The sequence below is a fragment of the Salinivibrio sp. IB574 genome (assembly GCF_001996205.1).
In the GTDB taxonomy this organism is placed as follows: Bacteria; Pseudomonadota; Gammaproteobacteria; order Enterobacterales; family Vibrionaceae; genus Salinivibrio; species Salinivibrio proteolyticus.
In genome coordinates this window covers 244,260-269,551 of record NZ_MUFN01000002.1, presented here as the reverse complement: position 1 = coordinate 269,551, position 25,292 = coordinate 244,260, and the positions used below count along the sequence as shown (strand labels likewise).

Annotated in this window: 21 protein-coding genes and 1 other RNA gene; 15 read left to right on the top strand and 7 right to left on the bottom strand. The window is 53.1% G+C overall.

What is annotated here, in order from left to right; all coding sequences use genetic code 11:
- Nucleotides 1–218: 218 nt before the first annotated feature.
- From BZJ17_RS01940 to pepA, 3 genes are all read right to left on the bottom strand, one after another.
- A complete protein-coding gene (locus BZJ17_RS01940) occupies nt 219–3,077 on the bottom strand; it encodes a valine--tRNA ligase (protein ID WP_077639592.1) in 2,859 nt (952 codons plus the stop codon).
- Between the two features lie 18 nt (nt 3,078–3,095).
- Nucleotides 3,096–3,590, bottom strand: coding sequence for a DNA polymerase III subunit chi (locus BZJ17_RS01935; RefSeq protein WP_069587990.1), 495 nt, complete (start codon nt 3,588–3,590; stop codon nt 3,096–3,098).
- Between the two features lie 150 nt (nt 3,591–3,740).
- Complete coding sequence (pepA, locus tag BZJ17_RS01930; RefSeq protein ID WP_077639591.1) at nt 3,741–5,252, bottom strand: leucyl aminopeptidase; 1,512 nt, start codon at nt 5,250–5,252, stop codon at nt 3,741–3,743.
- 190 nt (nt 5,253–5,442) lie between these two features.
- Here pepA and lptF point away from each other — a divergent pair, with 190 nt between their 5' ends.
- Together lptF and lptG are read left to right on the top strand one after the other, a co-directional pair.
- Complete coding sequence (lptF, locus tag BZJ17_RS01925) at nt 5,443–6,543, top strand: LPS export ABC transporter permease LptF (RefSeq protein ID WP_077639590.1); 1,101 nt, start codon at nt 5,443–5,445, stop codon at nt 6,541–6,543.
- A complete protein-coding gene (lptG, locus tag BZJ17_RS01920) occupies nt 6,543–7,616 on the top strand; it encodes an LPS export ABC transporter permease LptG (RefSeq protein ID WP_069586583.1) in 1,074 nt (357 codons plus the stop codon). The genes lptF and lptG overlap by 1 nt, the downstream gene beginning before the upstream one ends.
- Nucleotides 7,617–7,703: 87 nt before the next feature.
- On the opposite strand, the gene BZJ17_RS01915 is transcribed toward lptG, so the two are convergent.
- From BZJ17_RS01915 to BZJ17_RS01900, 4 genes are read right to left on the bottom strand one after another with little or no spacing between them, the layout of a single operon-like run.
- On the bottom strand, nt 7,704–8,240 hold the full coding sequence (locus tag BZJ17_RS01915) for a BON domain-containing protein (RefSeq protein WP_077455371.1): 537 nt from the start codon (nt 8,238–8,240) through the stop codon (nt 7,704–7,706).
- 2 nt (nt 8,241–8,242) lie between these two features.
- A complete protein-coding gene (locus tag BZJ17_RS01910; protein ID WP_069586585.1) occupies nt 8,243–8,833 on the bottom strand; it encodes a phosphoheptose isomerase in 591 nt (196 codons plus the stop codon).
- Between the two features lie 3 nt (nt 8,834–8,836).
- Complete coding sequence (locus BZJ17_RS01905; protein WP_077639589.1) at nt 8,837–9,202, bottom strand: YraN family protein; 366 nt, start codon at nt 9,200–9,202, stop codon at nt 8,837–8,839.
- Nucleotides 9,202–11,052: a penicillin-binding protein activator gene (locus BZJ17_RS01900; RefSeq protein ID WP_241836737.1), complete on the bottom strand. Its 1,851-nt coding sequence runs from the start codon at nt 11,050–11,052 to the stop codon at nt 9,202–9,204. Before BZJ17_RS01900 ends, BZJ17_RS01905 begins: the two co-directional genes overlap by 1 nt.
- 61 nt (nt 11,053–11,113) lie before the next feature.
- Here BZJ17_RS01900 and rsmI point away from each other — a divergent pair, with 61 nt between their 5' ends.
- From rsmI to murC, 13 genes are all read left to right on the top strand, one after another.
- A complete protein-coding gene (gene rsmI, locus BZJ17_RS01895; protein ID WP_069586588.1) occupies nt 11,114–11,971 on the top strand; it encodes a 16S rRNA (cytidine(1402)-2'-O)-methyltransferase in 858 nt (285 codons plus the stop codon).
- A gap of 54 nt (nt 11,972–12,025) precedes the next feature.
- Nucleotides 12,026–12,406: RNase P RNA component class A (gene rnpB / locus BZJ17_RS01890), an RNA gene on the top strand.
- Nucleotides 12,407–12,658: 252 nt separating this feature from the next.
- Entirely contained in the window at nt 12,659–13,117 is a 459-nt protein-coding gene (mraZ, locus tag BZJ17_RS01885) for a division/cell wall cluster transcriptional repressor MraZ (protein ID WP_069586590.1), read from the top strand.
- A gap of 16 nt (nt 13,118–13,133) precedes the next feature.
- The gene (gene rsmH, locus BZJ17_RS01880) at nt 13,134–14,084 is read left to right on the top strand and encodes a 16S rRNA (cytosine(1402)-N(4))-methyltransferase RsmH (RefSeq protein ID WP_077639587.1); all 951 of its coding nucleotides are present in this window, start codon (nt 13,134–13,136) and stop codon (nt 14,082–14,084) included.
- A gap of 3 nt (nt 14,085–14,087) precedes the next feature.
- The gene (gene ftsL, locus BZJ17_RS01875) at nt 14,088–14,417 is read left to right on the top strand and encodes a cell division protein FtsL (protein WP_069586592.1); all 330 of its coding nucleotides are present in this window, start codon (nt 14,088–14,090) and stop codon (nt 14,415–14,417) included.
- Nucleotides 14,414–16,180, top strand: coding sequence for a penicillin-binding transpeptidase domain-containing protein (locus tag BZJ17_RS01870; protein ID WP_069586593.1), 1,767 nt, complete (start codon nt 14,414–14,416; stop codon nt 16,178–16,180). The genes ftsL and BZJ17_RS01870 overlap by 4 nt, the downstream gene beginning before the upstream one ends.
- A complete protein-coding gene (gene murE, locus BZJ17_RS01865; protein ID WP_077639586.1) occupies nt 16,167–17,645 on the top strand; it encodes a UDP-N-acetylmuramoyl-L-alanyl-D-glutamate--2,6-diaminopimelate ligase in 1,479 nt (492 codons plus the stop codon). The genes BZJ17_RS01870 and murE overlap by 14 nt, the downstream gene beginning before the upstream one ends.
- Nucleotides 17,642–19,006, top strand: coding sequence for a UDP-N-acetylmuramoyl-tripeptide--D-alanyl-D-alanine ligase (gene murF, locus BZJ17_RS01860; protein WP_077639585.1), 1,365 nt, complete (start codon nt 17,642–17,644; stop codon nt 19,004–19,006). The genes murE and murF overlap by 4 nt, the downstream gene beginning before the upstream one ends.
- Nucleotides 19,006–20,088, top strand: a complete 1,083-nt coding sequence (mraY, locus tag BZJ17_RS01855) for a phospho-N-acetylmuramoyl-pentapeptide-transferase (RefSeq protein WP_069586596.1) — start codon at nt 19,006–19,008, stop codon at nt 20,086–20,088. Before murF ends, mraY begins: the two co-directional genes overlap by 1 nt.
- 2 nt (nt 20,089–20,090) lie before the next feature.
- Nucleotides 20,091–21,428: a UDP-N-acetylmuramoyl-L-alanine--D-glutamate ligase gene (murD, locus tag BZJ17_RS01850; protein WP_077639584.1), complete on the top strand. Its 1,338-nt coding sequence runs from the start codon at nt 20,091–20,093 to the stop codon at nt 21,426–21,428.
- Nucleotides 21,425–22,630, top strand: a complete 1,206-nt coding sequence (ftsW, locus tag BZJ17_RS01845) for a cell division protein FtsW (protein ID WP_077639583.1) — start codon at nt 21,425–21,427, stop codon at nt 22,628–22,630. The genes murD and ftsW overlap by 4 nt, the downstream gene beginning before the upstream one ends.
- On the top strand, nt 22,620–23,678 hold the full coding sequence (gene murG / locus BZJ17_RS01840) for an undecaprenyldiphospho-muramoylpentapeptide beta-N-acetylglucosaminyltransferase (protein ID WP_077639582.1): 1,059 nt from the start codon (nt 22,620–22,622) through the stop codon (nt 23,676–23,678). Before ftsW ends, murG begins: the two co-directional genes overlap by 11 nt.
- 14 nt (nt 23,679–23,692) lie before the next feature.
- Nucleotides 23,693–25,162 carry a UDP-N-acetylmuramate--L-alanine ligase gene (gene murC / locus BZJ17_RS01835; protein ID WP_077639581.1) on the top strand — a complete coding sequence of 490 codons (1,470 nt, stop codon included), beginning with the start codon at nt 23,693–23,695 and terminating at the stop codon, nt 25,160–25,162.
- Nucleotides 25,163–25,292 lie beyond the last annotated feature (130 nt).

Here is a 25,292-nt window from a genome sequence, read left to right as displayed (position 1 = left end):
GCAACACGCGTTTAATCAACACTGACAGTATGCCGTGTCTGTGTCTATAAATAAAAACGGTTCTCACTATCTTTTAGATAGGGCGGAGCTATCAAGTGTGGCAGGTTTTGGCTGCGGCGTGCTGAGTTGCGGATGGGAGAGAATAAAAAAACCACGCCAGATGGCGTGGCTTATCACGAAGGTCTATCGATGTAAAACGTCCGACGTCAACGCTTGATTTATAGCGCCGCAATCGTGGTTTTTTGCTCACCCAGTTTGGTGAGGCTGACACGATAGTTGTTGAGTTTTTCGCGCTCTTTGGCGACCACTGCTTCAGGGGCTTTGGAGACAAAACTTTCGTTGCCGAGCTTCCCTTCGATGCGTTTGATCTCGCCTTCCACTTTGGCGATTTCTTTATCCAAGCGCGCCAGTTCGGCATCTTTGTCAATCAGACCCGCCATCGGGATCAAGATTTCTGAGCTACCGACCAAGGCAGAGGCACAGGCTGGTAAAGATTCACTGCCATCCAGTACCTTGAAGCTGCCAAGTTTGGCAAGGGCGTGCAAGGTCGCGCTGTTGGTGTTCGCACGAGTGGCATCGCGTTCATCAGCGGCTTTCAGCATCACCTCAAGCGGCTGGCTTGGCGCAATATCGTACTCAGCACGGAGGTTACGGATGCTAACGATAAACTGCTTCACCCACTCAATGTCTTCTGACGCTTGGATGTTCACGCGGCTAGCATCAAATTGCGGCAGTGGCTGCTGCATAATGGTATCGCCTTCCACACCGTCAACCAGCGGTTTGACACTTTGCCAAATAGCTTCGGTGATGTAAGGGATCACTGGATGCGCCAGACGCAAGGTTTTTTCCAATACCGTGATCAGGGTATAACGGGTTGCACGTTGTTGTGCCTCGTCGCCTTTCCACAGGACAGGCTTGGTAAGTTCCAAGTACCAGTCACAGAATTGGTGCCAAATAAACTCATACAACACACCCGCCGCCATATCGAGACGATAGTTGTCGAGGTGGGTGTTGAAGTCTTTCGCCGCTTGCTGGAACTGAGATTCAATCCACTGATCAGCCAGTGAGAATTGCATCTCGCCGCCGTTCATGCCGCAATCTTGATCTTCGGTATTCATCAGCACATAGCGGCTGGCGTTCCAAAGTTTGTTACAGAAGTTGCGGTAACCTTCAAGGCGCTTCATGTCCCAGTTGATGTCACGACCGGTAGAGGCCAGCGCTGCGAGGGTAAAACGCAGTGCATCGGTGCCGTGGGCTTCGATGCCGTTTTCAAACGTTTTACGGGTCGCTTTCTCAATCTTTTCAGCCAGCTTTGGTTGCATCATGTTGCCGGTGCGCTTCGCCACCAACTCATCGATGCCAATGCCGTCAATCATGTCGAGAGGGTCAAGGACGTTACCCTTAGATTTTGACATCTTGGCGCCGCTTTCGTCGCGGATAAGTCCGGTCATATAGACCGTCTTAAAGGGCACTTGTGGCTTACCATTTTCATCTTTGATGAAGTGCATGGTCATCATGATCATGCGCGCCACCCAGAAGAAGATGATGTCAAAGCCTGACACCAATACGTCGGTCGGGTGGAAGGTTTTCAGCGCATCGGTGTTCTCTGGCCAGCCTAGGGTACCGAACGTCCAAAGTGCCGATGAGAACCAAGTATCCAGTACGTCATCGTCTTGGCGTAGCGTCACGTCGTCTGCCAGTTGGTTTTCACGACGGACTTCGTCTTCGTCACGGCCAACATAGACATTGCCTTGGTCGTCGTACCAGGCAGGAATGCGGTGGCCCCACCAAAGCTGACGAGAAATACACCAGTCTTGTACGTCACGCATCCACGCAAAGTACATGTTCTCGTATTGTTTCGGTACGAATTGAATGTCGCCATCTTCTACCGCTTTTACGGCAGGCTCTGCCAGTGGTGCAGTACGTACGTACCACTGGTCGGTAAGCATTGGCTCAATGACTACGCCGCCACGATCGCCGTATGGGACAGTGAGATCGTGATCTTTGATTTCTTCCAATAAACCCAGCGCGTCAAATTCAGCCACGATCGCTTTACGCGCGGCAAAACGCTCCAAACCTTGGTAGTTGGCTGGAATATCGGTTGGGTAAGCATTGTTTGGCTGACCTTTGTGATCAAACACTTCAGCACTGTCGCGGATATCGGCGTTCAGCGTGAGAATGTTGATCATTGGCAGCTGGTGGCGCTGGCCCACTTCATAGTCGTTGAAGTCGTGCGCTGGGGTGATTTTTACACAGCCGGTGCCTTTTTCCATGTCAGCGTGCTCATCGCCCACGATAGGGATACGACGATTCACCACTGGCAGTAACACGTGCTGACCAATTAGGTCTTTGTAGCGCGGGTCTTCTGGGTTAACCGCAACACCGGTATCGCCCAGCATAGTCTCCGGACGGGTGGTGGCAACCACAATGTAGTCTTTGCCTTCGGCCGTTTTCGCGTCATCGGCAAGTGGATAACGGAAATGCCACATGTGGCCTTTCTTGTCTTTGTTTTCCACTTCGAGATCGGAAATCGCGGTGTGCAATTTCGGATCCCAGTTCACCAAACGCTTACCACGATAGATAAGGTCTTCTTGGTAAAGGCGAACAAAGACTTCTTTAACGGCATTGGAAAAGCCTTCATCCATGGTGAAGCGCTCGCGATCCCAATCGACAGAGGCACCGAGACGACGCAACTGTTGCGTGATCGTGCCGCCTGATTCGCCTTTCCATTGCCAGATCTTGTCGACAAACGCGTCACGACCGTAGTCGTGCTTGGTCTTGCCTTCTTCGGCTGCGATCTTACGCTCCACCACCATTTGTGTTGCGATACCGGCATGGTCGGTACCCACTTGCCACAAGGTGTTTTTGCCTTTCATACGCTCGGCACGGATCAAGGTATCCATAATGGTATCTTGGAACGCGTGACCCATATGCAAGCTGCCAGTGACGTTTGGCGGCGGGATCATGATGCTATAGGCATCTTTGCTGGTATCACCATGAGGTCGGAAATAGCCCGCCTCTTCCCAGCGCTGGTACAGCGCTTTTTCAATTGATTGTGGGTTATATGTCTTTTCCATAGCGCTCTTGAAAGATCGTCAAGGTTTGGGCGATTGGTCGATGGCAAGGGTTTGAAGTTGCAGGCCTGCCAGTCGGTATGCTTTATATCGGTGACGCGCGTGCTGTTTGAGCGTCTCATCGCAAGGGACGAAGTCTACCACTTGTGCAAACGAAGGCGCAAAATTTGATGCCTCTGTCGCCAAATTGATTAGCACGCTGCGGTGCCCGGAGTGACGTACACCGGGCCAACCGATTTCTACGGGTGCACCGCCTCGTGGTCCTTCTCCTACCAAATTATGGGGAACAAACGTATCGGCGTCGCGCTGCCATAAGGCATCATCCAGTTGATGGGCCTGTTGTTGGTCGCGGGCGGCGAGATAAATACGTTGTCCCTGTTGATAGTAATAGAAGGCCAAATGAATCGCGGTGTCTATTAACGTTTGTTGTTCGCGCGCTTGTTGTTCGGGCGTCAATCCATCGTCAGATGACGCGCCGTCGGGTGGCGCCAACAAATAAAAGGTGGCGGTGGACATATACGCTCCTAAAGTTGAGAAACGGCCTCCGTCCCAAAAGTGTGGTGTCCGGTCAAGCGCGGGATAACCAACATAGCGGATTGTGCGCGCTGACACCAGTGTCGATTAAAGTTCAGACAAAAAAAGGAGGCCGTTTGGCCTCCTTGGCAATTACTCGACCACTTCGAGGCCAGAGCGATTCAATAAGAACTGCACCAGCAAAGGCACCGGGCGGCCGGTTGAGCCTTTTTCCTTGCCGCCGCTTTTCCATGCGGTACCGGCAATATCTAGGTGCGCCCAGTTGTATTTCTTGGCAAAGCGCGACAAGAAACAGCCAGCAGTGATGGTGCCACCACCTTTGCCGCCAATGTTGGCCATATCGGCAAAGGGGCTGTCGAGCTGCTCTTGGAACTCGTCAGTCATCGGCAGACGCCAAGCGCGGTCACCCGCTTGCTCAGAGGCATTGATGATTTCATGCGCCAGTGGGTTCTGGTTGGCAATCAAGGCACTGATGTGATGGCTAAGGGCCATGATGCAGGCGCCAGTTAAGGTGGCCACATCAATCACACACTCTGGCTCATAGCGCTCAACATAGGTCAGGGCGTCACACAAGACTAAACGGCCTTCGGCATCGGTGTTGAGCACTTCCACGGTTTGGCCTGACATAGTGGTGAGAATATCGCCGGGACGATAGGCTTGGCCATCTGGCATATTTTCACAGCCGGCGAGCACACCGACGACGTTAAGCGGTAAGTTAAGCTCGGCAAGGGCACGCATCACCCCAAAGACAGACGCGGCACCGCCCATGTCGTACTTCATTTCGTCCATGCCCGCACCGGGCTTAATGGAAATGCCGCCTGAATCGAAGGTCAGTCCTTTACCGACCAACACAATCGGTTTGGCATCTGGGTCGGGATGGCCTTTGTATTCCATGATTGACATCATTGACTCGTTTTTCGAGCCACGGCCAACCGCAAGGTAGGAATGCATGCCGAGCTTTTCCATTTCTTGCTCGCCGATGATGCGCGTGGTGACGGTATCAAAGTCGTCGGCTAAACGACGGGCTTGCGAGGCGAGGTAAGCCGGGTTTGCCACGTTGGGTGGCATATTGCCCAAATCTTTACACGCGTTGACACCTGAAGAAACGGCTAAGCCATGCGCAATCGCACGTTCACCCAAATTCAATTCACGACGGGTTGGCACATTGAACACCAACTTGCGTAGCGGGCGACGGATTTCTGGCTTCACGCTCTTGAATTGGTTGAAGGTGTAGAGGGTGTCTTTGGTGCTTTCAACGGCTTGACGGACTTTCCAGTAGGTGTCGCGGCCTTTCACGTGCAGCTCGGTTAAGAAGCACACGGCTTCCATCGACCCGGTTTCATTGAGGGTGTTGATGGTTTTTTTGATAATCTCTTTGTATTGGCGCTCGCCGAGTTCGCGCTCTTTACCGCAGCCGACCAGCAGGACACGCTCAGACAGGACGTTCGGGACATGGTGTAGCAGGAGCACTTGGCCTGGCTTGCCTTCCAAGTCACCGCGGCGCAGTAGGGCACTGATATAGCCGTCACTGATTTTGTCGAGTTGCTCGGCGACGGGTGACAGGCGGCGAGGTTCAAATACGCCCACGACAATACAGGCACTGCGTTGCTTTTCGGGGCTACCGCTCTTTACACTGAACTCCATTTGTACTCCTAGATCCTAAAGACAATTGAGACCAAATGTTGGATAATGCCGCCTCTATGTTGTTGAACGCTCTATTGCGCCCGGATCAGCCGGCGGTCAACAAATGGCCGAAAGATTAGAAAACAACTAATTAAACCAGAAACTATAGTTATTCGAGTAAAAAAACAAGTTTTCCATAGGTGCCTTCGCTTTGATAATTGTTCGATATTTGATCCGGGAGACGGTTAAGACACAAGTTGCAGTTTTATTTGTGTTATTTCTGGTCTTTTTTAGCCAAAAGTTTATCCGTGTTCTTGCCAATGCGACAGAAGGGTCGATTCCAAGTGATCAAATTATCACCTTGGTGGGACTCTACATGCCGTCCATGGCAATGTTGATGTTGCCGCTAAGTTTGTACATTGGGATATTGATCACCTTTGGTCGCTTGTACGCGGAAAGTGAAATCACGGTGATGAATGCCACCGGGATTGGTAACGAATTTTTGATCCGCGCTGCGCTGTATTTGGCACTGATCACAGGTTCTGTGGCTGCCTTTAATGCGCTATGGCTAACACCTTGGGCCAATAACCAAGAGCTGAAGGTGATGGAGCAACTGGAGGCGGAGTCGGGACTGGAGCTCTTAGTACAAGGCCAGTTCCAGAGTGCACCGTCTGGGCAAGCGGTGATTTTTGTCGACAACATCGAAAACGACGGCAAGACCTTGAACCATATTTTTGTCGCCCAACCTGTGCCGCGCGAGTCGCTGCTGCCTAACGTGGTGGTGGCGGATAAAGGCTATATCTCGGAGTTGCCGGATGGACGTCAGGTGCTCGATTTAGTCGATGGCACCCGCACCGAAGGGATCCCTAGTCGCCTTGAATATGGGGTGACGACCTATAAAAACTATCAGGTATTGATTGGCCAGCGTGAAGTGCGTGAAAAAAGCCGAGATTGGGACGCGGTGCCGACTTTGCAGCTGTTTGGGGAAAGCAGCTTAAAAGCGCGTGCCGAGCTGCAATGGCGGATCTCGCTGGTCCTGTGTATCCCGCTGATGACCATGATTGTGGTCCCGCTGTCATCGGTGAACCCTCGCCAAGGGCGCTTTGCCAAGCTCTTCCCTGCGATATTGATTTATCTGGCCTATTTCTTGTCTATCAGTGCAGCAAAATCCGCGGTCGAAGATGGTGATTTACCCGCACAAATTGGTTTGTGGAGTGTTAACGTCGCGGCCTTGTTACTCGCGGTTATTTTAGCCAGTTGGGACTCATTACCTATGCGTAAACTCAAAGCCAGTTTGAAAGGAGCCGCCTGATGTTTCGCATCCTAGATTGGTATATCGGCCGCACCCTGATCGGCACCTCATCCCTGTGTTTGGCCACACTGGTTGGGTTATCCGCCATCATCAAGTTCGTCGAACAGCTGCGTTCGGTCGGAGATGGCGCCTACACCATGGGCAAAGCAATTTTCTACGTGCTGCTGAGCATGCCGCGTGACATTGAAATGTTTTTCCCCATGGCAGTATTGCTCGGCGCTCTGATTGGACTTGGGATGCTAGCGTCCAGCTCCGAGCTGGTGGTAATGCAGGCGGCAGGTGTGTCGAAACTGCAAATCGGTATGTCGGTGCTGAAAACCGCGATCCCCTTGATGCTGATTGTCATGGTGCTTGGTGAATGGGGCGCGCCTGATGCGCAAAAAGCCGCCCGTGAGCTGCGTTCGATTGCTAAATCCGGCGGGAATGTCATGTCGGTACGACGCGGGGTATGGGCCAAAGATGGCAATGATTTTATTTATATTGCTCGGGCCGACGAGCAAGACAACCTCAATGGCGTAAGCATCTGGAAGTTTGATGACAACCAAGTGATGACCAATGTGGTGTTTGCCGAACGTGCCGACTACCTCGATAAAGACAGTTGGATGCTCAAAGATGTCACCATTACGCGCATGCAAAATCACACCGCCTTTACCAATGTGAAGCAAGACCAGCTGGTGTGGAAAACCACGCTCACTCCCGATAAATTGGCGGTGGTGACGGTAAAACCGGAAGAGCTGCCGCTATCTGGCTTGTATAGCTATGTCACCTATCTGAAAGCCTCGCAGCAGGATGCGTCGCGCTATGAGCTCGCGTTGTGGCGAAAAGCGGTGCAGCCGCTGTCGATAGCGGTGATGATGCTGTTGGCACTGAGCTTCGTGTTTGGTCCGCTTCGCAGTGTCACCATGGGCGCTCGGGTACTGTCTGGGGTGATTTTCGGGTTCGGTTTTTATATTGCCAACGAAGTGTTTGGGCCGATGAGCTTGGTGTATAAGCTGCCGCCAGCGTTAGGGGCCGTGACGCCGAGTTTGATTTTCTTGGCCGTCACCTTGCTACTGCTTAGACGCAAATTGTAGCCACCGCATCGATACATGACGAAGACAAAAAAGGCCAAGGTATGATTTCCTTGGCCTTTTACATGGATAAGAGCGCAGATATATGAACTAGCGCTGGTCCGTGTACTGAAACGCTTTAATCACCTGATTGACGCCGCGAATATTGCGGGCGATATCGGCGGCTTTATCCGCTTGTGCTTGGGTCACTGCACCAAGAAGAAAGACTTCTCGTGCCTCGGTCACCACTTTGATGTTCACGCTGCGTAGGGTGTCATCGGCAACAAGCGCGGCTTTAACGCGGGTCGTGAGCCAGCTGTCGGTACTAATATCAGCCAAGCCCAGCATCGGCGCTTGGCGAATTTGGTTGTAGACCACATTCACATTGTCGAGCGCACGAATGCGGGCAACAAACTCCTCAGTCAATGCCGGATCGGCACTTTGCCCCACCAAGAGAACCTGACCTTGGAAAGCCGCGGCTTTCGCGCGGATCTTATTTCTAAACGGCGGTTTATTGACAATGCCAGCGGTATTGAGACCGATTTGTGTATCTTGCCATTCTTCGCCAGTGGTGCGCGGGTCAGAAGAGTAAACGGCGGAACAAGCCTGTAAGGTAAAGGCGAGTAAAACGGTCAATAACACACGCATGTTTATTCTCCGTGAGAAGGGAAAAGCACCTGATCAATCAAGTCACACAGGCAGTGCACGGCAAGCAGGTGACCTTCTTGAATACGCGCCGTACGCTGTGAGGGAATACGAATTTCGACATCTCGTTGGCCAAGCAAGCCTGCCATTTCGCCGCCGTCTTTGCCTGTCATGGCAATGATGGTCATATCACGCGTCACCGCGGCTTCCATTGATTTAATGATGTCTTTGCTGTTTCCGCTGGTCGAGATGGCGAGGAGCACATCCCCTGCTTGGCCGAGCGCGCGCACTTGCTTGGAAAACACTTCATCGTGGCTGTAATCGTTCGCAACCGCCGTTAACGTGGTGGTGTCTGCGGTCAGCGCTAACGCCGGTAAGCTGGGGCGTTCGGTTTCGAAGCGGTTTAGCAAACAGGAGGCGAAATGTTGCGCATTAGCCGCAGAGCCGCCATTGCCACAGCAAAGAATTTTATTGCCATTCAGCAGGCTTTGTACCATCACTTGTGCCGCTTGTGACAGATGCTCTGGGATCGCTTCTGCAGCGGCGATTTGTGTTTGAATACTCTCGGTAAAGCTTTCTTTGATGCTTTCTAGCATTACTTACCCTTCAACGATGTTTTTTATCCAGTTGATTGCTTCAACGTGGCCATCAAAGGTCACAGCGTCAAAGCGAAACTCGGTGTGGTGACTGTGAAAGCCGTGACGTTGCATCCAACGTTCGGCAGCAAGGTACAAGCGGCGGCGTTTGGTGGCGGTGATGCTTGCGGCAGCGCCGCCAAAACCGCGCCCTCGTCGGAAGCGGACTTCGACGAAGACTAAGCACTTGCCCTCTTGCATGATTAAATCCAGCTCGCCTCGACGGCTATGGGCGTTTTTATCCAGTAAGGTCAGCCCTTGTTGGAGCAGGTATTGGCAAGCATATTGCTCATAGGCTTGCCCCGTCTCCCTAGTTGGCTGACCTTGCATTACTGGCTTGCTCCGTTATTTGTCGGGGCAACCGGCTCGATGTCGGTTTTGCCAAAGCGTGCCCACTGCATTTTACGGTTAATGACGCAGTTGTCACCGAGCGACAGTTGTCCGGTTTGACCATTAACCTGATAACCGGGCAGCGCTTGCATTTGGGGCAGGCCGGTTAGGAGGGCGTAAGCATCGACCCCCAGCGCATGTAAGCGCGCGGTATTATTACTTTGTGCTGGATGGCGACGCGCATGTTGCTGGTGCCCTTCGCTATCTGGGCTGATCAGAAGAGGGACATCGCTAAACTCAATGCCTTGTAACTCGCCAAGTTGTCCCATGCCATCGGCGCGATTGTTACTGCGTGAGCTGGCATACAGTTTAGGCGGAACCACATCAGGATTAATCGCCACTTCGATGAAAGGTTTCAACAAGGTCAGATCGGCGGCACCGGCTACCATGTACACCGCATCGATATCGCGGCGACTTCTTGGCTGCGATAATAAGGGCAGATCGGTCAGTTGTTTCATTTGCTGAATACGGCGCTGACTCCCGTCTAATCCGAAAATGGATTGAATGCGGGCTTGCATGCCACTGCGATCCCCAAAGGCGGCTTGCTCCGCTTGGGTATCCGTCAAAGCCTGCCAGCGGGTGGAAAACGCTTCGCTCATTCGACGCCCAAAGGTGGAGTCAGGATACAGCACCATCGGGAACTGATAGCCTTGGTTATAAAGGTGATCGGCGGCTTGTGCCGCTTCTTGCTCGGGAGAGAGGGTGAAATAACACACTCCGGGAGTGAAACTATCATCGTTGGGCTGGTTTAAGGCCAACAAAGGCACTTGACCGGCGATTGCCTCACTCACTGCGGCGACCATGTGTTTTTGGAGCGGGCCAACCACAAAGTCGAGGCGATCGTCTTGCACGCGCTGTTCAAGGGCCTGCATATCGAGCGCATTGGTGTCGTAGAAAAATACCGTCGGCTTTTGCTCACTCTTGTCATCGAGCATGGCTTCGACAAAGCCGTCGCGAATGGCATCCCCTTGTTCGGCAAATTTGTCGCTCAGTGGCAGCATCACACCGACACGCGTTGGTTGGGTGATGGTGAGCGACTGAATATCCGCCAAGTTGTCGGGCAAGTACCGATTGGCCGGATGCGCGGGATGTTGGCTTAAGTAATCGTTGAGTGCGGTTTGCATTTGAGCCGGATCGCGGCTGTAGCGCCGTGCAATGTCTAGCAAGCGAACCCAACCAGCGAGAATGTCATCATCGCCACTTTCAATCCGTTCCACTTCGCGCTGGTTTAATTGCTGCAAATCTTGCCACAAAGTATTCCACGCTTGGCGAGCCTCGCTGCCGTCCAAATAGCCAGCGGCCAAGCGTTGGTTGGTCACCGCGGCGAATGCATTGCTTTGCTGACGCGCAATGGTGGCTTTTTGACGATAAAAACGCGCGCGCTGCTCGGCACTCAACTGCCAATTTGGGTTGAGGGTGAGTGCTTCATCGGCTTGAGGGAGCTTGCCGGTTTCTGCTAAAAAGCGCGCCCGTGTCAGCGTCCACTCGATCTGTTGATTGGTGGTAAGAGGGCGTCGCTCCAAGCGTTGCAGCAAAACGTCTGCTTGGTTGAACTGTTGCTCGTTAATGAGCGCCTTGATCGCCAGTAAAAACCAGTCATTTTGCTGGTTGCCTTCACTGGTTTCTGCTTGCAGCAGGTAGAAGGTTGAGTTCTCCTTCGCCGGTTGACTGATCGCATGGCGAGCTGTGGGTCCTGTGGTTGGCGCGCTACAGGCCGCCAGTGCCAACGCCAAGGCTACAGGCGTGACAAGTCGTGTTACACTTTGACGCTTCTGGGTAAGTTTAAGCATGAACATGTTTCAACCGTGACAACGTTGCCCCTATCTTAATCGCCGAAGGGTTGTTAAACAAATGACTGATGCAAATCTATCCGAGCGGGCACTTCCCACGCTATATATTGTACCGACGCCAATCGGCAATTTGGCTGACATCACGCAACGTGCGTTAGAGGTGTTAGCCAATGTTGACCTGATTGCCGCCGAAGATACGCGGCACACGGCTCGATTATTGTCGCATTTCTCGATTAGCACCAAAACGTTTGCCCTGCACGAACATAATGAGCAGCAAAAAGCGGCTGCGCTGATTAATCGCTTACAGCAAGGTCAGTCGATAGCTCTGGTCTCCGATGCGGGCACGCCGCTGATCAGTGACCCAGGCTATCACCTTGTGACGCAATGCCGCGACGCGGGGATCCGAGTGGTTCCGCTGCCGGGCGCGTGTGCGGTGGTGACTGCATTGAGTGCATCAGGCTTGCCTTCAGACCGCTTTAGTTTTGAAGGGTTCCTGCCGCCGAAAACGAAAGCCCGCCAAGACACATTCCGTGATTTAGCCGATGACCCGCGCACCTTGATTTTTTATGAGTCGCCGCACCGTATCCGCGATAGTTTGGCCGATATGCTGGCAGTGCTTGGGCCAGAACGCCGCGTGGTATTGGCGCGCGAGCTCACCAAAACCTTTGAAACCATTCACGGCGCGCCCTTGGGGACATTAATTGAATGGTTGAATGAAGACCCCAACCGCTTAAAAGGCGAGATGGTGTTGCTAGTGGCTGGCCACCGTGCGGATAAAAATGCGTTGCCACAGTCCGCCTGTCGGGCATTAGGGTTACTTGCCGCTGAGTTACCTCTTAAAAAAGCGGCGGCGTTAGTCGCGGAACTGTATTCGGTTAAAAAGAACGCACTCTATAAGTGGGGCTTGGAGAATCTGTAACTGGGCGTGATTTTGGCTGGCTTGCGCTGACAATCTTCTATATACTCCCCCGCTCGAGTTGGCCGGGTAACCGCTGCTTTATTGATGTCCTTTGGGAGACTGATAAAGGGGAGGAAAGTCCGGGCTCCTCAGGGCAGGGTGCCAGGTAACGCCTGGGGGGCGTGAGCCTACGACCAGTGCAGCAGAGAGTAGACCGCCGATGGCTCTTCGGAGCACAGGTAAGGGTGAAAGGGTGCGGTAAGAGCGCACCGCGCGTCTGGCAACAGTTCGTGGCACGGTAAACTCCACCCGGAGCAAGACCAAATAGGTCCCTATTGGCGCGGCCCGCGTTTGGGGACGGGTAGGTTGCTGGAGCCTGTGAGCGATTGCAGGCCTAGACGAATGGTTACCGCCGTTTTTACGGTACAGAACCCGGCTTACAGGCCAACTCAACCGCATTTATAGGCGAGCCTTTTTGGGCTCGCCTTCTTGTTTTCAGCGATTGGTCAGATGATTTAGTTATATTGCTATCAATAGTCGATAAGTGAACACAGACTAACCAGCTGAATTGCCTCTTTTATTTCATAATATGTGATCGTAATCACTTTCGTGACTCGCTTGACTTTCTTTTTACCTGCTACGTACACTTCTGGGTGGGAAAATGTGGTGTAAAGTGGATAATTTTGGTGAAAAAGGGAAAATAACGCCATGTTACGAGGCGTCAGCGCCATTTCGGTCGATAAAAAAGGACGGCTTGCCTTGCCGACCCGTTATCGTGATGCGTTAGTCGCGCATTGCGAAGGCCGCTTTGTGTGCACCATTGATCACCAACTCCCTTGCTTGGCCTTATACCCGGTCCCTGAATGGGAAGTGATTGAAGACAAGCTCTCAAAATTATCCAGCTTTCAGCCTGCAGAGCGACGCCTACAGCGTTTATTGCTCGGGCACGCATTTGATTGCGAAATGGACGGACAAGGGCGACTGCTGCTTGGGTCCACGTTGCGCCAATATGCCGGACTGGATGGCAAAGCGATGTTGGTCGGCCAGCTCAACAAATTTGAAATTTGGGATGAGCAAACTTGGCAGCAGCAAATTCGTCAGGATATGGATACACAGGCGGAGTCAAACCACCTCATCAGTGAACGATTAGCAGATCTGTCACTGTAATTAATGAAGCGAATTTATGTCAGAACAATATACCCATGTATCCGTCCTTTTAAATGAGTCTGTGGACGGCCTTGCCATTAAACCTGACGGCATTTATGTCGACGGCACCTTTGGTCGTGGCGGCCACTCGCGACATATTTTGTCTCAGTTGGGCGAGAACGGGCGTTTGTATGCGATTGATCGCGATCCTCGTGCCATCGAAGAAGCCGGCACCATCAAGGATCCGCGTTTCCAAATTATTCATGGGCCATTTTCGGGCATTGAAACCTACCTCACCGATTTAGGATTGGCAGGAAAAGTTGATGGCGTGTTGCTCGATTTGGGCGTGTCTTCGCCACAGCTAGATGATCCGACCCGTGGCTTTAGTTTTTTGCGTGATGGTCCGCTCGATATGCGTATGGACCCGACCGCCGGCCAGTCTGCGGCGCAGTGGTTGGAAACTGCAAGCGCCGATGACATTGCTTGGGTGCTAAAAGTTTTCGGTGAAGAACGCTTTGCTAAGCGGATTGCCCATGCGATCGTCAAATACCGTGAAGATGAAGAGACCCCGCCRCTTGAAACCACCAGTCAACTGGCCAAGTTGATCGACAACACGGTGCCGTTTAAAGAGAAGAAAAAGCACCCCGCGACCCGCAGCTTTCAGGCGATCCGCATTTATATCAACAGTGAGCTCGATGAGATAGAACTGGCCTTGCAAGGCGCATTGGCGGTGTTGGCGCCTCAAGGACGCTTATCGGTGATCAGTTTCCACTCACTCGAAGATCGCATGGTGAAACGCTTTATTCGCAAACAAAGCAAAGGGCCGGAGGTGCCGAGAGGGGTGCCGCTGACCGAGGCGCAGATTGCTGAACTTGGTTCGGCGGCGATGAAGCCCATCGGTAAAGCGATCAAACCATCGTCACAAGAAATTGAACACAATGCCCGTGCTCGTAGTTCGGTGCTGCGTGTAGCAGAAAAGCTTGGATAAACCATGGAAAGACGCCCGAGCCTCGCTAAACAAATTCGCCACGACCTACTGGCAGTAGGCAAGGTGCCTTTGTTGCTGCTCGGCGCCGTGCTGGTCTCGGCAATTGCGGTGGTATTGATGACACAATCCACCCGCAACTTGATTGCTAAACAAGATGCGTTGCTCGACCAGCGTGAAACGTTAGAAGTGGAATGGCGAAACCAACTGTTGGAGGAAAACTCCTTGTCGGAACATAGCCATGTCGAATCTGTGGCGCGCAACGCGTTTGGTATGATTCGGCCCACGCAAAAAAATGAAGTGATCGTTAAACGACCCTTGAGTACGAACCCGTGAAAAAGCGTACCCAGAAGCCAGCAAATCGACGCACGCCAAAAGCGCCACCTGTTTTTATCAAGTGGCGCTTTGGCCTTATTTGTGTGTTTATTGGTCTCGCGTTCGCCGCACTGGTGGCTCGGGCGGCTTTTATTCAAGTGATTGAGCCCGACCGTTTACGCTACGAAGGGGACTTACGTTCGGTCAGGGTGGAAGAAGTACATTCCGCCCGTGGGATGATATCCGACCGCAATGGTGAGCCTCTGGCGGTCAGTGTGCCTGTCCAAGCAGTCTGGGCGGATCCTGTCACGGTATTTAAGCATCAGGGACTAGCGAAAAAAGATCGTTGGTACGCACTTGCGGATGTGTTGGGACTGGATCGCCAAGCTCTGATCGACAAAATTGAAGCAAACCGCAACCGCCGGTTTATCTACCTGCAACGCCAAGTCCGCCCGGCCATGGCGTCTTATGTCAATAAGCTCGACCTGCCCGGGGTGGGCTTAAAAGAAGAATCTCGTCGTTTTTATCCTAGTGCCGAAGTAAGTGCTCACTTAGTGGGTGTGACCGGTATCGACGGTCACGGTTTGGAAGGGATTGAACGCCGTTACGATGAGTGGCTTACCGGTGAACATGGCAAACGTACCGTACGCAAAGACCGCTTTGGTCGCGTGGTAGAGCACATTGCCACCGAAGATAAAAAAGAAGGCCAACCTATCGCATTGAGCATTGATCAGCGTCTGCAAGCCATTGCTTATCGCGCGATTAAGCAAGCGGTCGCAGATTACCGCGCGACGTCTGGTTCACTGGTGATGGTGGATGTCAAAACCGGTGAAGTACTCGCCATGGTCAATGCGCCTTCCTATAACCCCAATAACCGTGGTGATCTGAAAAGCTTTAATATGCGCAACCGTGCGATCACCGATGTGTTTGAGCCCGGCTCTACCATGAAGCCTTTTGTGGTGCTGACGGCGTTGGAAAATGGGGTCGCCGACATGAATACCGTGATTGATACCGGAAACGGCATCATGCAAATCGGCGGCAGCCGCGTGCGTGATGTGTCGAAAGTCGGAAAAGCCAATCTGGCGCGCATTCTCAAAAAATCCAGCAACATCGGTGTCAGTAAGCTGTCACTGGCGATGCCGGTCGAAACCTTACTTGGCGAGTATGGCAGCTTTGGTTTGGGGGCGAGCACAGGCGTTGAGCTGGTGGGCGAGTCGGTGGGTATTTTCCCGACGCGTCGCCGTTGGTCCGATTTTGAACGTGCGACCTTAGCGTTTGGTTATGGCTTGTCAGTCACGCCCGCACAACTTGCCCGTGCTTATGCCACCTTGGGCTCACTGGGTGTGAATCGTCCGTTGAGTATCATCAAGCATGAAGGGGTAACGGAAGGCAAACAAGTCGCCACCCGCGACAATGTTTATAAAGTACTGCAGATGCTAGAAGGTGTCACCCAAGAAGGTGGCAGTGCGCGTCGTGCGGCGGTGGATGGATATCGTGTTGGTGCTAAAACCGGGACGGCAAAAGTCGCGGTCGCGGGAGGATACGGTGACGAATACATTGGCTACACCGCGGGGCTGGCGCCGATCAGTAACCCACGACTCGCGATGGTGGTGGTGATCAACGAACCCCAAGGTGACAAGTATTACGGCGGCCAAGTGGCAGCCCCAGTATTTTCGAGCGTAATGAAAAGTGCGCTTCAGATTTTAAATATTGCTCCGGACGCTCAGACCGGCCCGGGGCTTCAAGTAGCTCAGCGTTCTAACCAAGTGGATGCGAATGAATGATTTAAAGCAGTGGCTAAGCCCTTGGCTAGCTGATGCACCGAGTATCACAGTAAACCGACTCACGTTGGACAGTCGCCAAGTGACGTCAGGGGATGTGTTTGTTGCCATTGCCGGCCATCAAGTGGACGGTCGTCGATTTATTCCTGCGGCCATCGAGGCCGGTGCGGTGGCGATTGTTCAGCAAGCCGATGATGCAATGGCGCGTCTTGATTGGCACCACGAGGTGCCGGTTATCTCTTTGCCGGATCTCCCCGCCTCATTGTCAGCGTTGGCGGCTCGGTTCTATCACGACCCGCAGCAGCGAGTAGGCTTGATTGGCGTGACTGGCACCAACGGTAAGACCACGGTGTCGCAGCTGATTGCACAATGGCTTGATGCGCTAAATGCGCCCACCGCGGTGATGGGCACCACAGGCAATGGCTTTATCGGCCGACTGCATGCTGCGGAAAACACCACTGGCGATGCCATTAGCATTCAAGCGCAGCTAGCGGCCTTTGCCGACCAAGGTGCCAAGCATGTAGCGATGGAAGTGTCCTCGCACGGATTGGTGCAAGGGCGCGTGGCGAGCTTGGCCTTTGATGCGGCGATATTTACTAATCTCAGCCATGACCACCTTGATTATCACGGCACCTTAGCGGCATACGCTGAGGCGAAAAAGCAGCTTTTCTCATTGGGTAACCCGCTCAAAGTCATTAATGCCGACGATAAGGTGGGACGCCAATGGCTGCGCGAGTGGCCCGAGGCGATTGCGGTCGCACTGCACGCTGATTCTTTGCAACACCACGCCGGCCCTTATGTGCGTGCCACCCAGATTGATTTTGCCACCGACGGCGTACGTGTGATGGTCGAAACCAGTTGGGGACAAGGGGAGTTGAATGCTGCCTTGGTGGGTGACTTTAACGTCAGCAATCTCTTGGTCAGTTTGGCGACCCTATTAGGCTTAGGCTATTCGCTGGACGCCCTGTTAGCAACGAGCGATCAATTGAATGCCGTCATTGGCCGGATGGAGGTTTTTCTTGCCCCTGACAAACCGACCATGGTGGTTGACTATGCTCACACGCCCGATGCGCTGGAGAAGGCTCTGATCGCACTGCGCCGCCACTGTCGGGGTAAGTTGTGGTGTGTCTTTGGCTGCGGCGGCGATCGCGATACCCGCAAGCGTCCGGTGATGGCTCGCATCGCAGAGCAATATGCCGATCAGGCGGTACTGACCAACGATAACCCGCGCAGTGAAGCGCCCAATGCGATTACCGATGACATGCTTGCTGGGATGCAGGCCCCCGATAACGCGTGGGTTGAGCACGATCGCGCGCGTGCATTGTCACGGGTGATGCTGGCGGCCAAAGCTGACGATATCGTGCTGGTCGCGGGCAAAGGCCATGAAGACTACCAAGTCCTTGCCGACGGCAAAGTGCATTATTCCGACCGTGAAACCGTGGCTGCGTTATTGAAGGAGTTACCATGATTACCACCGCACTCACAACTTTTGCTGATGTTTTGGCCGCGCAATGGCACGGTGTGGACACCCCGCCGACGCTTGATGTTGCCGCGATCACCACAGATACCCGACAGGTGTCTGAAGGCGCGCTATTTGTGGCGTTGAAAGGCGAACGGTTTGATGGGCACGACTTTGCAGAACAAGCCAAGCAGGCGGGCGCTGTGGCTCTGGTGGTATCGACGCCGCTGGATATCGACTTGCCGCAATTGGTGGTCAACGATACCCGTATCGCACTGGGCCAGCTGGGCGCGTGGGTTAAAGCGCAGTGTCAGGTTCCTACTGTCGCGATTACGGGCAGCTGTGGAAAAACCACGGTCAAAGAAATGCTCGCGTCCATTTTGTCGCGCAAAGGGAAGACCTTGGCCACCGCAGGCAATTTTAATAACGATATCGGGGTGCCGCTCACCTTGTTTCGTCTCACTCCCGATCATGACTATGCCGTGATTGAGCTGGGGGCGAACCATATCGGTGAAATTGCATACACCACATCGCTTGTCAAACCAGATATTGCCATGGTGACAAACCTTGCAGCTGCCCACCTTGAAGGGTTTGGCTCGCTAGAGGGGGTCGCGACCGCCAAAGGTGAAATTTATCAAGGCTTACCTCAAGGCGGCATAGCGCTGGTTAACGCGCAAAGCCATGGCGGTGAGAAATGGCAAGCCGTACTGGCAGACAAAAACGTGATTCAGGTGACTGAGCAAGCGGCTGCGCCTTTGCAACTGGTGGAGAGCGAGCTGGTCGAGGCGGGCTGCTACCGCTTAGTGTTCAGTGACGGCGAGCAGCAATCTACGGTGACGTTACCGCTGCCCGGCAAACACAATATTACCAATGCATTGATGGCAGGTTGTGCCGCGATGCAGTTACCGGGTGTGACCTTAGAGGACGTTACTCAAGGACTTGCGGCGATGAAAAATGCCGCAGGTCGCACCGAAGTGAGTGAGCCGCGTGCCGGACTGCGCTTGATTGACGATACCTACAATGCCAGCGTTCCGGCGATGAAATCCGCCATCGACGTGCTTGCCAGTTATTCTGGCGAGCGTTGGTTGATTTTAGGCGATATGGCTGAGCTAGGGCAGTACAGCGAACAAATGCACCGAGAAGTGGGTGAGCACGCCGCCAAGGCGGGGCTGACGCAGGTGTTTACCACAGGAACCGATAGCCGTGTGATCAGTGAATGCTGTCACGGCCGTCATTTTGACTCAAAAGACGCGCTGATCGCGCATGTAGTAACCATGATGAAAACACATAATCCCGACACCATTTTGGTCAAAGGCGCCCGAGGTATGGCGATGGAGGCGGTTGTTGCCGCCATTAAGGAGGCCTGCTGATGCTGGTATGGTTAGCTGAGGCATTGCAGGGCTTTTTCCCGTCGATGCGACTGTTTGAATATTTGACCTTTCGCGCCATTGTGAGTGCGTTAACTGCGCTGGTGTTCTCGTTATGGATGGGACCTAGATTGATCAAATATCTGCAATCGATGCAGATTGGCCAAGTGGTACGAGAAGAAGGGCCCGAATCGCACTTTAGCAAGCGTGGTACACCTACGATGGGCGGGGTGCTTATCCTAGCCGCCATTACCCTGACCGTCTTTTTATGGGCAGATTTATCGAACCCCTATGTGTGGGCGGTGATGGTAGTGTTGCTCGGGTACGGTACGGTCGGCTTTGTCGATGATTATCGCAAAGTGGTGCGCAAAAACACCGATGGCTTAATTGCACGTTGGAAGTATTTTTGGCAATCCGCCATTGCGCTAGGTGTGGCCTTTGCACTGTATGCGCATGGTAGTGACACCGCTGCGACCCAACTGGTTGTGCCCTTTTTCAAAGATGTGATGCCTCAACTGGGGCTGTTTTATATCGTCTTTACCTATTTTGTGATTGTTGGCACCAGTAATGCGGTGAACCTAACCGATGGGTTGGATGGTCTTGCGATTTTGCCGACGGTGATGGTCGCGGGAGGCTTTGCGTTTATTGCGTGGGCAACGGGGAATGTGAACTTTGCCAGCTATCTGCATATCCCTTACATCAAATACAGCAGTGAGCTGGTGGTGGTGTGTGCGGCTATTGTCGGCGCTGGCTTAGGCTTTTTGTGGTTTAACACCTATCCAGCCCAAGTATTCATGGGCGATGTCGGCTCGTTGGCCCTCGGTGGCGCGCTAGGCACCATTGCTGTCTTGGTGCGCCAAGAATTGCTGTTGATCATCATGGGCGGTGTGTTTGTGATGGAAACCGTGTCGGTGATCTTGCAAGTCGGCTCTTATAAATTGCGTGGGCAGCGCATTTTCCGTATGGCACCGATTCATCATCATTATGAATTAAAAGGGTGGCCGGAGCCGCGAGTCATTGTCCGCTTTTGGATTATTTCTTTGATGCTGGTGCTGATTGCACTGGCAACGCTGAAGGTACGTTAATCATGTCAACCGTGAGCCAGCGTTCGTTAACCGAGTTTGATCATATCGTGGTGATGGGCTTGGGGGTGACTGGATTATCCGTGGTGCGCTTTATTGCCCGCCACCATCCTCAGGCAACGATTCGCGTGATGGATTCGCGTCTTCAACCTCCGGGGTGTGATCAACTGCCGGCTCAGGTGACATTACATACCGGCAGCTGGCAAGAACAGTGGTTAGCCGACGCCGATCTGGTGGTGACCAACCCGGGCATTGCGCTGACGACGCCCGCGCTTGGCCCAGTTCATCAAGCGGGCATCCCCATCGTTGGCGATATTGAACTCTTTGCGTGGTATTGCGATAAGCCGGTGGTCGCTATTACCGGGTCGAACGGGAAAAGCACTGTCACCGCCTTAGTGGGCGAGATGGCCAAAGCAGCGGGTATCCGTGTGGGTGTGGGTGGCAATATCGGTGTCGCGGCGCTTGATTTACTCGACCAAGGGCATGACTTATATGTGCTGGAGCTGTCGAGCTTTCAACTGGAAACCACGGCGTCATTGGCGTTGAATGGCGCCGCGTTTTTAAACTTTTCTGAAGATCACATGGATCGTTACGACAGCTTGGCCGATTATCGCGCGGCCAAGTTACGTATTTTCGCTCACGCACACACCCGGATTGCCAACGCTGATGATAAAGCAACGCACAGTGAGCAACCTCTCGTTTTATTTGGTTTTCAGCACGGCGACTATCGTCTGATCAGCCATCAAGGCCAAGAGTGGCTCAGTGTGGAGGGTATTCCTGTTCTGCCCGTGGCCGAACTTGCGCTCGTTGGGCGTCATAATGTTGCCAATTGCTTAGCGGCAATGGCATTGGCAGACAGTGTCGGTATCGGTCGCGATGGACAAGTTCAGGCAATGCAAACCTATACTGGCTTGCCTCATCGTTGCCAGACGGTGGCAACGATCAACGGCGTAACTTGGGTGAATGATTCCAAAGCGACCAATGTGGCCAGCACGTTAGCCGCTTTGGATGGCTTAACGCTGCAAGGGAAGCTCCATTTGTTACTCGGCGGTGATGGTAAAGGTGCGGATTTTCAGGCGCTTCAACCTGTGTTGGATAAGCTGTCTGCCCAGCTATATTGCTTTGGGCAGGATGGTGACAAACTGGCTGCATTGAGCCGCTCGTCGCAGCGTTTTGATACCTTGGAGCAGGCGATTGATGTCATTGCCCAACACGTTGCACCGGGTGATATGGTGTTGTTGTCACCAGCCTGTTCGAGCCTCGATCAGTTCGCCAACTTTATGGCACGTGGCGATGCCTTTGCCGATGCCGTCAAACAACTTACCGTGAGTGATGTCCGATGATACGCACTTGGCCCAAACAGTGTTGGTCTTGGCTGCGCACCCCATCGCCGGGTGTGCTCTATGATCGCCAACTTGTCTGGGTATCACTGCTATTGATGGTGATTGGGCTGGTGATGGTGACGTCGGCGTCTATCCCGGTTGCCCTTCGCTTGGCCGATGCCCCATTTTTATTTGCGAAACGGCACGCGATTTATCTCACGGTAGCCGTGATAGCGGCTGTGGTGGTGATGTATATTCCCGTGCGGCTTTGGCAAAAATACAGTGGTTGGATGCTATTGCTGTCATCGGTGTTGCTGTTGGCCGTGTTAGCCATCGGGCGCTCGGTCAACGGTGCAGCGCGCTGGATCTCAATTGCTGGGATCAATGTTCAGCCTGCGGAGATTGCCAAGTTATCTCTGTTTGTTTTTTTGGCAGGATACCTCGTCCGCCGTCATGGTGAAGTGCGCGAGCACTTTCGTGGCTTTGCGAAGCCGCTTGCGGTGCTGTTGTTATTTGCCAGCTTACTCCTTGCCCAGCCCGATTTAGGCTCAGTGGTGGTGATGTTTGTGACCACGGTGGGCATGTTGTTTATTGCCGGTGCCAAATTATGGCAATTTATCGCGCTGCTGGTGGCAGGGCTTACGCTGGTGGGAGGCTTGATCATTGCAGAGCCTTATCGGGTGCGGCGTGTTACCGCTTTCCTTGACCCTTGGCAAGACCCGTTTGGCAGTGGCTATCAGCTTACCCAATCGTTAATGGCCTTTGGGCGCGGTGATTGGTTTGGGCAAGGCTTGGGCAACTCGATTCAAAAATTGGAGTACTTGCCTGAAGCGCATACCGACTTTGTTTTTGCCGTGATTGCCGAAGAGCTAGGGCTGGTGGGCGTTAGTGTCATTTTGGTTTTAATTTTCTGCTTGGTCTTCAAAGCCTTATTTATTGGCAGACGTTGCCTTGAACAAGAACAATTGTTTGGTGGCTTTCTCGCCTTTGGTATCGGGATTTGGTTTGCGTTTCAAACCATGGTGAATGTGGGCGCTGCCGCGGGCATGCTGCCGACCAAGGGGCTGACGCTGCCTCTGATCAGTTATGGCGGTTCCAGCCTTTTGATCATGGCAATGGCGGTCGCCCTGCTGTTACGTATCGACCATGAGTACCGTTTAGCCACGGCCCAAGCCCATCAAATCAAGCATTATCAGGATAAAATTCAACACGATGAGCAGTAAACGTTTATTGGTAATGGCGGGGGGAACCGGTGGACATGTGTTTCCCGGCCTCGCGGTCGCTAAATATTTAGATCAACAAGGCTGGCAGATCCGTTGGTTGGGGACTGCGGATCGTATGGAAGCCGATCTGGTTCCCAAACACGGCATTGATATTGAGTTTATTCGTGTCAAAGGCTTGATTGGTTCGGGCCTGATCCGCAAGCTGCGTGCGCCGTGGATGATCCTTAGCGCCATTTGGCAAGCGCGCCAAATCATTAAGCGCTATAAACCCGATGCGGTGTTGGGCATGGGTGGATACGTGAGTGGCCCCGGCGGCATCGCCGCTTGGCTCAGTGGTGTACCTGTGGTGCTTCATGAACAAAATGCGGTGGCTGGGTTAACCAACCAATGGTTGGCAAAAGTGGCTAAGCAAGTGCTGCAAGCCTTTCCGGGAGCGTTCGAGGGTCAGCCTGTGGTCGGCAATCCGGTGCGCCGTGATGTGTGTTCCTTGCCGTCACCGACAGCGCGCTTTCGTGATCGCAACGGACCGCTACGTATTCTGGTGATGGGCGGCAGCCAAGGTGCGCGCATCTTAAACCAAACCGTGCCTGTTGCGGTGGCACAAACGGCGCAGCCAGTCATGGTGCGTCACCAAGCCGGTAAAGGAAACGCGCAAAGTACCGAAGCGGCCTATCACGCTGAGGGCGTTACCGATGCGACCGTGACTGAATTTATTGATGATGTCGCCAGTGCTTATGCTTGGGCCGATGTGGTGATTTGTCGCAGTGGCGCTTTGACGGTCTCGGAACTCGCAGCAGCCGGTGTGGGGGCGATCTTTGTGCCCTTTATGCATGCCGACCGTCAGCAAGCACTAAACGGTGATTACTTGGTTGAACGTGATGCAGCACTGATGATTGAACAGCCATCACTGACAGCCGCCACGCTGGCTGAGACAATTGACGGCTTAGACCGAGCGCGCCTCCTTGCGATGGCGAACGCCGCGCGCGATGCCGCGATCATTGATGCGGATGCACGTGTGGCACAAGTGATTGCCGAACAAGCAAAATAATAGAGAAAAGATGAATGGGTAAATTGGATAATCAGCAGCTAGAAAAACTTCGTACCATGATCCCGGAAATGCGTCGGGTGAAACGGATCCACTTTGTGGGCATCGGCGGTGCGGGTATGTGTGGTATTGCTGAAGTGCTGATTAATGAAGGTTACCAAATAACCGGCTCGGATCTTGCACAAAATGTGGTCACCGAGCGTTTGGCGTCCATGGGGGCAGAGATCTTTATCGGTCATCAAGCCAGTCATATTGAGAAAGCAAGCGTGGTGGTGGTCTCTACCGCCATCAAGCCCGATAATCCGGAAGTGGTCGCGGCAAAATCGCTCCGCATTCCGGTGGTTCGTCGTGCCGAAATGTTGGCCGAATTGATGCGATATCGGCACGGTATTGCCGTTGCCGGTACCCATGGTAAAACCACGACCACTGCATTAGTGACACAGATTTATTCGGAAGCCGGTTTAGATCCCACCTTTGTTAATGGGGGATTAGTGAAAAGCGCTGGCACCAACGCGCGTTTGGGGAGTAGCCGATATTTGATTGCGGAAGCGGACGAAAGCGATGCCTCTTTTTTGCATTTACAACCTATGGTCGCCATCGTCACCAATATTGAAGCCGACCATATGGATACCTACGGCGGTAACTTTGAAACGCTAAAGCAAACCTTTATTGATTTTCTTCACAATCTACCGTTTTACGGGTTAGCGGTGGTGTGTATTGATGATCCTGTGGTACGCGCCCTGATCCCATCGATTGGTCGCCAAGTGATCACCTATGGCTTTTCTGATGATGCCGATGTGCGTTTGCACGATTATCAGCAAAAAGGTCAGCGCGGGATCTTTAAAGTCACCCGTCCGGGACGCGAGACCTTGACCATAGAGCTCAATATTCCGGGACAACACAACGCATTAAACGCCAGTGCCGCGATTGCTGTCGCGACCGAAGACGGTGTGGATGACGCTGCCATTGTGCGTGCGCTTGCCAGTTTTGAAGGAACAGGGCGTCGTTTTGACCAACTGGGAGAATTCCCTGTCGAGCAAGGAATGGCGTTATTGGTTGACGATTATGGTCACCACCCGAGTGAAGTGGATGTCACCATTAAAGCGGCACGCGCTGGCTGGCAAGATCACCGTTTGGTGATGATCTTTCAGCCGCACCGATACAGCCGTACCCGAGATCTCTATGATGATTTTGCCAATGTGCTGGAAAACGTGGATGTGCTGTTGATGTTGGATGTCTATTCCGCGGGAGAAACACCGATTGCCGGGGCTGACGGTAGAAGTTTGTGTCGTAGCATTCGGGCGCGAGGTAAGCTCGATCCGATTTTTGTGCCAAATGCCGAGGCGTTACCGGCCGCATTGGCCAATGTACTGCAAGCGAATGACTTAGTTTTAACACAAGGCGCGGGTGACATTGGTAAAGTAGCGCGAAATTTAGCGGCAATGGCGCTGGATAAAGCAAAAATGGCACAACAAAAAACAAACTGATGTGATAAAAAGCTGTGTCATAATCGGATGATCCGAATAAAAAGGCGGCTTTTTTCGCATCACAGAGCAAAATTGCTCGGAACAGATCTCAGCTTATTGATACAAAGCGTCAATCAAGTTGGAGCACGAG